Origin of the sequence: Enterobacter nematophilus, assembly GCF_026344075.1 — a bacterium.
Lineage (GTDB): Bacteria > Pseudomonadota > Gammaproteobacteria > Enterobacterales > Enterobacteriaceae > Enterobacter > Enterobacter nematophilus.
In genome coordinates, this window is record NZ_JAPKNE010000008.1 from 50,713 (window position 1) to 62,706 (window position 11,994).

Sequence of the window (11,994 nt, forward strand, 5' to 3'; positions counted from 1 at the left end):
TGTAAGATAAGTAAGATGGGGAAAGCATGAGCACCATTTTGATTGTTCTCGCTGCTATGCTGGTCAGCGCATTGATTGCAGGGTGGCTATACAGGCGACGCATACAGCGCCGTTACCGGCTGCCCTTTTTAAATGCCTTCGCGGGTGCGACAACCCGTAAACTCACGCAAGACGAGCGCGATGCAGTTGAAAACTATCTTGAAACGCTTAACCGTTCTCAGTTAACGCCTGGGCCGACGGGAGCCACCGCTGCGCCTGTTGCACTTAAGCTGAACGCGCAAAGTGACACCGTGCTCTGCGTGACGCGCTCCATCACGCGCTACGGCATTACAACTGACGACCCCAACAAGTGGCGCTACTACCTGGATTCCGTTGAGGTGCATCTGCCCCCGTCCTGGGAGCAGTACATTAACGACGAGAACAGCGTTGAGCTGATTCACACCGATTCGCTGCCGCTGGTGATCTCGCTCAACGGCCATACCCTGAATGACTATCTTCACGAAGCCCCGCGCTTTGCGCTGGAACGCGCCAGTTCAACGCAGGCCTCTATTCGTGGTGAAGAGACCGAGCAGATTGAGCTGCTGAACATTCGTCAGGAGACGCATGAGGAGTACGCCCTGAGCCGTCCGGACGGTATTCGTGAAGCCATCCTTATCGTTGCCGCTTTCCTGCTCTTTTTTGTCTGCCTGCTGACGCCGGACGTCTTTGTCCCGTGGCTGGCGGGTGGCGCAGTGTTGCTTCTTGCGGCCGGGCTGTGGGGGCTATTTGCCCCACCTGCCAAAACATCGCTGCGGGAGATCCACTGCCTGCGCGGCACGCCAAAGCGCTGGGGCCTGTTCGGTGAGAACGATCAGGAGCATCTCAACAATATCTCACTCGGTATTATCGACCTGATCTACCCGCGCCACTGGCAGCCGTGGATTGCGCAGGATTTAGGGCAGAAAACCGATATTGATATCTACCTTGACCGCCACGTTGTGCGCCAGGGGCGCTTCCTGTCTCTGCATGATGAAGTGAAAAATTTCCCGCTTCAGCACTGGCTCCGCAGCACGGTCATCGCCGGCGGCGCCGCGCTGGTGTTTATCATGCTGCTGCTTTTCGTGCCGCTGGATATGCCCATCAAATTTACCCTGTCGTGGATCAAAGGCGCGCAGACCATCGAGGCGACCAGCGTCAACCAGCTCGATGAAGCGGGTGTACGGGTGGGCGATACGCTGCGCCTGAAAGGCACCGGGATGTGTAATATCCATACCCCGGGGGCGTGGAACACGCGCCAGAACTCACCGTTCACGCCGTTCGACTGCTCGCAAATTATCTGGAACGACGCGCCGCCGCTGCCGCTGCCGGAATCCGAAGTGGTGAATAAAGCCACGGCGCTGACCCAGACGGTCAACCGCCAGCTGCACCCAAAACCGGACGATGATTCACGCGTCAGCCCCGCGCTGCGTTCCGCCATTCAGAAATCAGGCATGATTCTGCTGGATGATTTTGGCGACATTGTCCTGAAAACCCAGGACCTATGCTCCTCGCAGGATGAGTGCGTACGCCTCAAAAACGCGCTGGTTAACCTCGGGAACAGTAAAGACTGGGACTCGCTGGTGAAACGCGCCGAAGCGGGACGACTGGATGGCGTCAACGTGCTGCTGCGTCCGGTCAGCGCGGAATCGCTTGATAACCTGGTCGCCACCTCGACATCGCCGTTTATGATGCGCGAAACCACCCGGGCGGCTCAGGCCCTCAACAGTCCGGCGCCGGGCGGCTTTGTGATTGCCAGCGACGAAGGCAGTGACCTGGTCGATCAGCCTTACCCGCAGGTCGCGCTTTATGACTACCCGGCCCAGGAGCAGTGGAGCCAGTTCCAGCGTCTGGCGCAGATGCTGATGCAAACGCCGTTCAGCGCCGAAGGGATTGTCACAAGCATCTACACCGACGCCAACGGCACGCGCCATATCGGCCTGCACCGGATGCCGGACAGCGCAGGATTGTGGCGTTACATTGGCACCTCTCTGCTGATGATCGCCATGCTGATCGCCATTTTCTGGAACGGTTTTATGGCCCTGCGCCGCTATCAGCGCTCCCGCACCCGTCTGGCGGAGATCCAGCAATACTACGAGAATTGCCTCAATCCTAAGCTGATCCCCTCCTCTGAGAGCCTGATCTGATAACGTCGTTGCGCGACAAGATGTGCTACCCTGTCGCGCACGTTTCTTCTGGCTGGAGTTCCCCCCTATGCATCTTGATATCGACTGGCAGCAGGTCGACACCGTTCTGCTGGATATGGACGGCACGCTGCTCGATCTCGCCTTTGACAACTATTTCTGGCAAAAGCTGGTGCCGGAAACCTATGGTGAACAGCAGGGTATCTCCCCGGCAGAAGCGCAGGCGTTTATTCGTTCGCAATATAGCGCGGTGCAACATACGCTAAACTGGTACTGTCTGGACTACTGGAGCGAGCGCCTCGGTTTGGATATTTGTGCCATGACCACAGCCCAGGGACCACGCGCCGTGCTGCGCGAAGATACGGTTCCCTTCCTGGACGCGCTGAAAGCAAGCGGCAAGCGCCGTATTTTGCTGACCAACGCGCATCCACATAACCTGGCCGTGAAGCTGGAGCATACGGGGCTGGCGTCGCACCTTGATTTATTACTTTCCACCCACACATTTGGTTATCCGAAAGAGGATCAGCGGTTGTGGCATGCGGTGAAGGAAGAGACCGGCCTGCAGCCGGAGCGCACGCTATTCATTGACGACAGCGAGCCCATTCTGGATTCTGCGGCAACGTTTGGCATTCGCTATTGTCTGGGCGTCACTAATCCTGACTCTGGCCTGGCTGAAAAAAGCTATCTGCGCCATCCGGGACTGAACGACTACCGCCAGATGATCCCCTCACTGACCGTGAAGGAGACGCCATGAAAGAAAAGCCCTCAGACGGGGTAAGACTGGATAAATGGCTGTGGGCAGCCCGTTTTTATAAAACGCGCGCCCTTGCCCGCGAAATGGTTGACGGCGGTAAAGTGCATTACAACGGCCAGCGCAGCAAGCCGAGCAAGCTGGTTGAGCTGAACGCCACCTTAACGCTGCGCCAGGGCAACGACGAACGTACGGTAGTGATTAAAGCCATTACCGAACAGCGGCGGCCCGCATCGGAAGCCGTACTGCTTTACGAAGAGACGGCAGAAAGCGTTGAAAAGCGCGAGAAGACCGCGCTGGCGCGCAAAATGAATGCGCTGACCATGCCCCACCCGGACCGGCGACCGGATAAAAAAGAGCGCCGCGATCTGATGAAATTTAAACACGGTGAGAGCGAGTAACCCTCACCCGCACGAGAGATGAAAATGGCCCAACACGACCAATTACACCGCTATCTGTTTGAACAATTCGCCGTGCGCGGCGAGCTGGTCACCGTATCCGAAACCTGGAAACAGATTCTGGAAAACCACAACTACCCGCTGCCGGTGAAGACCCTGTTGGGCGAACTGCTGGTTGCCACCAGCCTGCTGACCGCAACGCTGAAGTTTGCCGGTGATATCACCGTGCAGCTGCAGGGTGACGGCCCGATGACGCTGGCGGTGATCAACGGCAACAACCAGCAGCAGATGCGCGGCGTGGCGCGCGTTCAGGGCGACGTGCCTGAAAATGCAGACCTCAAAACGCTGGTGGGCAATGGCTACCTGGTGATCACCATCTCCCCGGAGGAAGGTGAGCGCTATCAGGGCGTGGTCGGTCTGGAAGGCGATACCCTGGCAGCCTGCCTGGAAGATTACTTCATGCGCTCCGAACAGCTGCCAACGCGTCTGTTCATCCGTACCGGTGAAGTGGACGGCCAGCCTGCTGCGGGCGGCATGCTGCTGCAGGTTCTGCCAGCGCAGGACGCGCAGACCAATGACTTTGAGCATCTGGCGACGCTGACCGAAACCATCAAGGCGGAAGAGCTGTTCAACCTGTCGGCGACCGACGTGCTGTGGCGTCTGTATCACGAAGAAGAAGTGACCGTGTACGATCCGCAGTCCGTAGAGTTCAAATGCACCTGCTCGCGCGAGCGCTGCGCTGGCGCACTGAAAACCCTGCCGGATGAAGAGATCGACAGCATCATGGCTGAAGACGGCGAAATTGATATGCACTGCGATTACTGCGGTACGCACTACGTGTTCAATTCAATGGATATCGCTGAAATCCGCAATAACGCCTCTCCGGCGGATCCGCAGGTTCATTAAACCTCTTCCCCCTCACCCTAACCCTCTCCCCAAAGGGGAGAGGGCCGGGGTGAGGGGCAGCCCCAAAAGCTGAATCGTTTTCATAATGTAACCCTTACGTAGTTTTCTTACATGTATGCGATTACATTCACATTCTCTCCGATAAAATCACCAGTCTTTAACCTTTTCGGAACATTTTCCCCAACCAAAAAGCGATTCCTGCGATAATCCGCCTGCACTGTGACTGGAGTCGCAGCGTTTTCCGTTAGTAAGGGTTTTATCCAGATGCACAAATCTATGAGCCCCGTCGCGGTTAACATCCCCAGAAAAACCCTACAATTTCAGGCAGTACATATTGGCTAAGGAGCAGTGATATGCGTGTTACTGGTTTAACCCCGCAAGATCTCAAGGCTTATGGTATTCACGACGTCCAGGAAGTCGTCTACAACCCCGACTACGATACGCTGTATCAGGAAGAACTCAATCCAGCACTGGAAGGATACGAGCGCGGTGTGTTGACGAACCTTGGTGCTATCGCCGTCGATACCGGTATCTTTACCGGTCGTTCGCCGAAAGATAAGTATATCGTCCGAGACGAAACCACTCGCGATACGCTGTGGTGGGCTGACAAGGGCAAAGGGAAGAACGACAACAAACCGCTCTCCCCGGAAACCTGGCAGCATCTGAAAGGGCTCGTCACCCATCAACTTTCCGGCAAGCGTCTGTTCATTGTCGACGCTTTCTGCGGCGCTAACGCCGACACCCGCCTTTCCGTGCGTTTCATTACCGAAGTGGCCTGGCAGGCGCATTTCGTTAAGAATATGTTTATTCGTCCGACCGACGAAGAGCTGCAGGACTTCACACCTGACTTCATCGTGATGAACGGTGCGAAATGCACTAACCCACAGTGGAAAGAGCAGGGTCTGAACTCCGAAAACTTCATTGCCTTCAACCTGACCGAGCGTATTCAGCTGATCGGCGGTACCTGGTACGGTGGCGAAATGAAGAAAGGGATGTTCTCGGTGATGAACTACCTGCTGCCACTGCGCGGTATTGCCTCCATGCACTGCTCGGCGAACGTCGGCGAGAAAGGCGACGTGGCGGTATTCTTCGGTCTTTCCGGCACCGGGAAAACCACGCTCTCCACCGATCCAAAACGCCGTCTGATTGGCGATGACGAACACGGCTGGGACGATGACGGCGTGTTTAACTTCGAAGGCGGCTGCTACGCGAAGACCATTCGCCTGTCTGAAGAGGCCGAGCCGGATATCTTCCACGCGATCCGCCGCGACGCGCTGCTGGAAAACGTCACCGTACGTGCCGACGGCTCTATCGACTTCGACGATGCGTCAAAAACCGAAAACACCCGCGTCTCTTATCCGATCTACCACATCGACAATATCGTTAAGCCGGTGTCAAAAGCGGGCCATGCCACGAAGGTGATTTTCCTGACGGCGGATGCGTTCGGCGTGCTGCCTCCGGTGTCTCGCCTGACCGCCAGCCAGACGCAGTACCACTTCCTCTCAGGCTTTACCGCCAAGCTGGCGGGTACCGAGCGTGGCGTCACGGAGCCAACCCCAACCTTCTCCGCCTGCTTCGGCGCGGCATTCCTGTCGCTGCACCCGACGCAGTACGCAGAAGTACTGGTGAAACGCATGCAGGCATCCGGCGCGCAGGCCTACCTGGTCAATACCGGCTGGAACGGTACCGGCAAGCGTATCTCTATCAAAGATACCCGCGCCATTATCGACGCCATTCTGGATGGTTCACTGGATAACGCCGAAACCTTCACGCTGCCGATGTTTGATCTGGCCATTCCGACGGAACTGCCGGGCGTGGACACGCGTATCCTCGACCCGCGCAATACCTACGGATCGCCGGAGCAGTGGCGCGAGAAGGCGGAATCGCTGGCGAAGCTGTTCATTGAGAACTTCGAGAAGTATACCGATACCCCGGCAGGTGAAGCGCTGGTGAGTGCGGGACCGAAGCTGTAGGTAAAAGCAAAAAGGCAACGAAAGTTGCCTTTTTTAATGTTTTCTCCCTCTCCCCGTGGGAGAGGGCCGGGGTGAGGGCATCAGCCCGCACCTTTTTTAACTCTCTTTCACCTGCCCCCGCGTCACCGGCACCGGTAGCCAGGCGCGAATGCTCAACCCACCCCGCTCGCTGGTACCGATCTCCAGCAATCCGTTATGGTTATCCACAATACGCTGCACAATCGCCAGGCCTAAGCCCGTACCGCTGGTGCTGCGCGCGCTATCGCCGCGCACAAACGGCTGGAACAGATGCTTACGCTGCTCGGGCTTAATGCCCGGACCGTCGTCTTCCACCTGGAACCAGGCGCGGTTGAGTTCAGACCCGCTGCTGACCTTAATCCAGCCGTTACCGTAGCGCGCCGCGTTGACCACCATATTGGCCACCGCACGCTTAATGGAGAGCGGGTGCATACGAACCTGAATTTCACCGTCCTGAAGGTCAGTATCAATTTCACGCTCATAACCACTTTCTGCGGCCACCACTTCGCCCAGCACCGCATTCAGATCGGCCATTTCCATCGGCATCTCCTGGCCGGTGCGCAGGTAGTCGATGAACTGCTCGATGATGGCGTTACACTCTTCTATGTCCTTGTTAATGGACTCGGCGAGATAACCGTCCTCTTCACCCATCATCTCCGTCGCCAGACGAATACGCGTCAGCGGGGTGCGAAGGTCATGACTGACGCCTGCCATCAGCAGCGTACGGTCGTCCGCCAGCTGCTTCACGCCTGCCGCCATATGGTTAAACGCTCGCGTTACTGAACGCACTTCAGAGGCACCATATTCACGCAGTGGAGGAGGAATAATGCCTTTACCGACCTGCAGCGCCGCGTGCTCCAGGTCGACCAGCGGTCGGTTCTGGATACGGATAAACAGCCACGCGCCGCCTATCGCCAGCAGCATAATGGCCAGGGTGTAGCGGAACAGAGGTGAGAAATCGCCCTGATGGATTTCGGTCAGCGGAACGCGCACCCAGATGTTGGGTGACAGCCAGGTTTTCAGCCAGACGACGGGCGAGCTTTTGTTAACCTCAACGCGCACTTCCGTTGGGCCACCCAGCTGCTGCGCCATCTGCTGGCTGAGGAATTCATAATGCTGCGCCCAGCGCAGGCCTGCGTCTTCCGCCGCCTCATTCGAGTAGAGCGAAATGCCCAGTTCACGGTAGATTTCACGGCGAAATGCCGGGGGAACAACCAGCTGCGTACCGTCCTCCAGCTGCAGCTTATCGGTCATCAGCATACGCACTTCGTAGGCCAGGACCTTATTAAACTGCTGGAGGCTCGGCAGGATCGCAAAGTTCAGCACCACCAGGTAGGTCGTCACCAGGCTGACGAACAGCAGGGTGACGATCAGCAGCAGGGTGCGGGCAAATGAGCTTCGCGGCGAGAAGCGCATTCGCCTCATGCTTTAGAGCCGTCCGGGACAAATACGTAGCCCAGACCCCACACGGTCTGAATATAACGAGGATGCGCCGGATCTTCTTCCACCATGCGACGCAGGCGGGATATCTGCACGTCGATAGAGCGTTCCATTGCGGAGTATTCGCGACCGCGCGCCAGGTTCATCAGCTTATCGCGAGAAAGCGGCTCGCGCGGGTGGCTGACCAGCGCTTTCAGAACGGCAAACTCGCCGCTGGTGAGCGGCATTGGCTCATCTTCACGGAACATTTCGCGGGTGCCGAGGTTCAGCTTGAACTTGCCGAAGGCTATCACCGCTTCTTCCTGAGACGGCGCGCCCGGCAGCTCGTTCGCCTGACGTCGCAGCACGGCGCGAATACGCGCCAGCAGCTCGCGCGGGTTGAACGGTTTTGGAATGTAGTCATCCGCGCCGATTTCGAGGCCCACAATACGGTCAACCTCTTCACCCTTCGCGGTCACCATGATGATTGGCATCGGGTTGCTCTGGCTGCGCAGACGGCGGCAGATAGAAAGCCCGTCTTCACCCGGCAGCATCAGGTCGAGAACCATCAGGTGGAAAGATTCGCGGGTCAGCAGACGGTCCATCTGCTCAGCGTTCGCGACGCTACGAACCTGGAAGCCCTGCTCGGTCAGATAACGCTCAAGCAGCGCGCGCAGGCGCATGTCGTCATCCACGACCAGAATTTTGTAGTTCTCTTGCATTGTGTGTACTCCCAAAGGTTCGGATAGTCTTTGTAACAGCGTATTCTAAAAAAGTGCACGTATTCGACCAGTTAATTCTGGTATAAATTCTAGTCGAAATTGTTACAAAGCATATTTAACAGCAGCTTATCTGTTCATTTCATCACATAAATCATTATTAATCTTGTCTGTTACACTGTGCGCTACGTATTGTGCGCAAAGACAGTTAACCGGCATTAAAGGCTGCATCATGAAAACGCCCCTGATCACCCGCGAAGGGTACGAGAAGCTCAAAAAAGAGATGGATTACCTGTGGCGCGAAGAGCGTCCTGAGGTGACCAAAAAGGTGACCTGGGCGGCCAGCCTGGGCGATCGCAGCGAGAACGCGGACTACCAGTACAATAAAAAGCGGCTGCGCGAAATAGACCGCCGGGTACGCTACCTGACCAAATGTCTTGAGAATCTGAAAATTGTCGATTACTCCCCGCAGCAGGAGGGCAAAGTGTTCTTCGGCGCGTGGGTGGAGATTGAAAACGACGACGGTGACACCCTGCGTTTTCGCATTGTCGGCTACGATGAAATTTTTGGTCGTAAAGATTACATCTCCATCGACTCCCCGATGGCCCGCGCGCTGCTGAAAAAGGAAGTGGGTGACCTGGCCGTCGTTCAGACCCCAGCGGGTGAAGCCAGCTGGTACGTTAATGAGATCGTCTACGTAAAATAGTCCGAGAGCGCCCTCCCCGGCTGGCATTTTGCCGTGTCAGCCCGTATAACTATCCCCTGATTTTTGACCCACAAGATGATAAAGCCATGATGAAAGATTCGCTCTGCCGCATTATTGCGGGTGAACTTCAGGCCAGAGCCGAACAGGTAGAAGCTGCCGTTCGCCTGCTTGATGAAGGGAACACCGTGCCGTTTATTGCACGTTATCGTAAGGAAGTCACAGGCGGTCTGGATGACACGCAGCTGCGTAACCTGGAGACCCGTCTGGGCTATCTGCGCGAGCTGGAAGAACGTCGTCAGGCGATCCTTAAATCCATCGGCGAACAGGGCAAGCTGACCGGCGAACTGGAAAGCGCCATTAACGGCACCCTGAGCAAAACCGAACTCGAAGATCTCTATCTGCCGTACAAACCGAAGCGCCGCACCCGCGGGCAGATTGCGATTGAAGCGGGCCTTGAGCCGCTGGCAGACCTGCTGTGGAACGAGCCTTCTCACGACCCGGAAACCGAAGCGGCCAAATTTATCGACGCCGACAAAGGCGTCGCGGACACCAAGGCTGCTCTGGACGGCGCGCGCTACATTCTGATGGAACGCTTCGCGGAAGACGCCGCCCTGCTGGCCAAAGTGCGTGATTATCTGTGGAAGAACGCCCACATCGTCTCTACCGTCGTCGCGGGCAAAGAGGAAGAAGGCGCGAAGTTCCGCGACTACTTCGATCACCACGAACCGATTTCAACCACTCCTTCTCACCGCGCGCTGGCGATGTTCCGCGGGCGCAACGAAGGCGTGCTCCAGCTCTCCCTGAACGCCGACCCGCAGTTTGACGAGCCGCCCAAAGAGAGCCACTGCGAGCAGATTATCATCGACCATCTCGGCCTGCGCCTGAACAACGCCGCGGCGGACAGCTGGCGCAAAGGCGTGGTGAGCTGGACCTGGCGCATCAAGGTACTGATGCACCTGGAAACCGAGCTGATGGGCACCGTGCGCGAGCGCGCCGAAGATGAAGCGATCAACGTCTTCGCCCGTAACCTGCACGACCTGCTGATGGCTGCCCCTGCGGGCCTGCGCGCCACCATGGGTCTCGATCCGGGCCTGCGTACCGGCGTGAAGGTCGCTGTGGTTGACGGCACCGGCAAGCTGGTCGCCACCGACACCATTTACCCGCATACCGGGCAGGCAGCGAAAGCCGCCGTCGTGGTGGCGGCGCTGTGCGAGAAGTACAACGTGGAGCTAGTTGCCATCGGTAACGGCACCGCATCACGCGAAACCGAGCGTTTCTACCTCGACGTGCAGAAGCAGTTCCCGAAAGTGACGGCACAGAAAGTGATCGTCAGCGAAGCGGGCGCATCGGTCTACTCCGCCTCTGAGCTGGCGGCGCAGGAGTTCCCTGACCTGGACGTTTCCCTGCGCGGTGCGGTCTCCATCGCCCGTCGCCTGCAGGATCCGCTGGCCGAACTCGTGAAGATCGACCCGAAATCCATCGGCGTGGGCCAGTACCAGCACGACGTGAGCCAGACGCAGCTGGCGCGCAAGCTGGACGCGGTCGTGGAAGACTGCGTAAACGCCGTCGGCGTGGATCTGAACACCGCTTCCGTTCCCCTGCTGACCCGCGTGGCGGGCTTAACCCGCATGATGGCGCAAAACATCGTGGCCTGGCGCGATGAGAACGGCCAGTTCCAGAACCGTCAGCAGCTGCTGAAGGTAAGTCGCCTGGGGCCAAAAGCCTTTGAGCAGTGCGCGGGCTTCCTGCGCATTAACCACGGCGATAACCCGCTGGATGCCTCTACCGTTCACCCGGAGGCGTACCCGGTTGTTGAGCGCATCCTGGCCGCGACTCAGCAGGCGCTTAAAGACCTGATGGGCGACAGCAGCGCCCTGCGCAACCTGAAAGCGGTGGACTTCACCGACGACAAATTCGGCGTGCCTACCGTCACCGATATCATCAAAGAGCTGGAAAAACCGGGCCGCGATCCGCGTCCTGAGTTCAAAACGGCGACCTTTGCTGACGGCATCGAGACCATGAACGATCTCCTGCCGGGCATGGTGCTGGAAGGCGCGGTGACCAACGTCACCAACTTCGGCGCGTTTGTGGATATCGGCGTGCATCAGGACGGTCTGGTGCATATCTCTTCCCTTGCCGACAAGTTCGTTGAAGACCCGCACACCGTGGTCAAAGCGGGCGACATCGTGAAGGTGAAGGTGCTGGAAGTGGATCTGCAGCGCAAGCGTATCGCCCTGACCATGCGTCTGGACGAGCAGCCGGGCGACACCAACGCGCGCCGTGGCGGCAACGGCGGAGGCCGCGAGCAGCAGCGTCCGGCCGCGAAAGCCGCAAAACCGCGCGGGCGTGACGCCCAGCCTGCGGGCAACAGCGCGATGATGGACGCGCTGGCGGCGGCGATGGGTAAGAAACGCTGACCTCTCCCCTCACCCCGGCCCTCTCCCCAAAGGGGAGAGGGTTAGGGTGAGGGGAATAAAATCATCTCGAAATATATGAAACCGATTGCACACCCATATTTAAACCGCTATTTATCACTCCATTAACAAATACGCTTTTTATTCCTTCCCGGGTAATTCTGCAAATATTGAGCAAGGTCAATCAGACCGCAAATTAATACGATTAACAACATCCCGTCACATTTTTATTATTGCTGATAAAAACTATTCTCATTATCATCGCAGTGTAGATTATTTAACCTCTCGTGGAATCAGGCATTATGCAATTCACTCCAGACAGTGCATGGAAAATTACCGGTTTTACCCGCGAAATTAGCCCGGCCTATCGGCAGAAGCTGCTGTCACTAGGCATGCTGCCCGGCTCATCATTCCAGGTCGTGCGTGTAGCGCCGCTGGGCGATCCTGTTCATATCGAAACCCGGCGCGTGAATCTGGTTCTGCGCAAAAAAGACCTCGCATTAATTGAAGTTGAATCTTTATCCCGTTAAC

10 protein-coding genes are annotated in these 11,994 nt (G+C 57.3%); 8 read left to right on the top strand and 2 right to left on the bottom strand.

The window, feature by feature from the left end; all coding sequences use genetic code 11:
* Positions 1–26: 26 nt before the first annotated feature.
* From OSH03_RS18125 to pckA, 5 genes are all read left to right on the top strand, one after another.
* Positions 27–2,162 carry an intracellular growth attenuator family protein gene (locus OSH03_RS18125; RefSeq protein ID WP_266179741.1) on the top strand — a complete coding sequence of 712 codons (2,136 nt, stop codon included), beginning with the start codon at positions 27–29 and terminating at the stop codon, positions 2,160–2,162.
* A gap of 67 nt (positions 2,163–2,229) precedes the next feature.
* Positions 2,230–2,913 (top strand): GMP/IMP nucleotidase, encoded by a 684-nt coding sequence (gene yrfG / locus OSH03_RS18130; RefSeq protein WP_028014668.1) that lies wholly within the window; start codon positions 2,230–2,232, stop codon positions 2,911–2,913.
* Entirely contained in the window at positions 2,910–3,311 is a 402-nt protein-coding gene (gene hslR, locus OSH03_RS18135; RefSeq protein WP_028014669.1) for a ribosome-associated heat shock protein Hsp15, read from the top strand. Before yrfG ends, hslR begins: the two co-directional genes overlap by 4 nt.
* Before the next feature lie 18 nt (positions 3,312–3,329).
* The gene (gene hslO / locus OSH03_RS18140; RefSeq protein WP_161495995.1) at positions 3,330–4,214 is read left to right on the top strand and encodes an Hsp33 family molecular chaperone HslO; all 885 of its coding nucleotides are present in this window, start codon (positions 3,330–3,332) and stop codon (positions 4,212–4,214) included.
* A 353-nt stretch (positions 4,215–4,567) separates the two neighbouring features.
* Entirely contained in the window at positions 4,568–6,187 is a 1,620-nt protein-coding gene (gene pckA / locus OSH03_RS18145) for a phosphoenolpyruvate carboxykinase (ATP) (protein WP_045259359.1), read from the top strand.
* 96 nt (positions 6,188–6,283) lie between these two features.
* Here pckA and envZ read toward each other — a convergent pair whose 3' ends face one another.
* Positions 6,284–7,630: a two-component system sensor histidine kinase EnvZ gene (gene envZ, locus OSH03_RS18150; protein WP_045259360.1), complete on the bottom strand. Its 1,347-nt coding sequence runs from the start codon at positions 7,628–7,630 to the stop codon at positions 6,284–6,286.
* Entirely contained in the window at positions 7,627–8,346 is a 720-nt protein-coding gene (gene ompR, locus OSH03_RS18155; protein ID WP_001157751.1) for an osmolarity response regulator transcription factor OmpR, read from the bottom strand. Before ompR ends, envZ begins: the two co-directional genes overlap by 4 nt.
* 229 nt (positions 8,347–8,575) lie before the next feature.
* On the opposite strand from ompR, the gene greB reads away from it, so the two are divergent.
* The 3 genes from greB (at position 8,576) to feoA (ending at position 11,993) form a co-directional block, all read left to right on the top strand.
* Positions 8,576–9,049 carry a transcription elongation factor GreB gene (gene greB / locus OSH03_RS18160; RefSeq protein WP_014885539.1) on the top strand — a complete coding sequence of 158 codons (474 nt, stop codon included), beginning with the start codon at positions 8,576–8,578 and terminating at the stop codon, positions 9,047–9,049.
* An 86-nt stretch (positions 9,050–9,135) separates the two neighbouring features.
* A complete protein-coding gene (locus tag OSH03_RS18165; protein WP_266179742.1) occupies positions 9,136–11,466 on the top strand; it encodes a Tex family protein in 2,331 nt (776 codons plus the stop codon).
* A 299-nt stretch (positions 11,467–11,765) separates the two neighbouring features.
* Positions 11,766–11,993 carry a ferrous iron transporter A gene (gene feoA / locus OSH03_RS18170; RefSeq protein WP_006177893.1) on the top strand — a complete coding sequence of 76 codons (228 nt, stop codon included), beginning with the start codon at positions 11,766–11,768 and terminating at the stop codon, positions 11,991–11,993.
* Position 11,994: the final 1 nt, after the last annotated feature.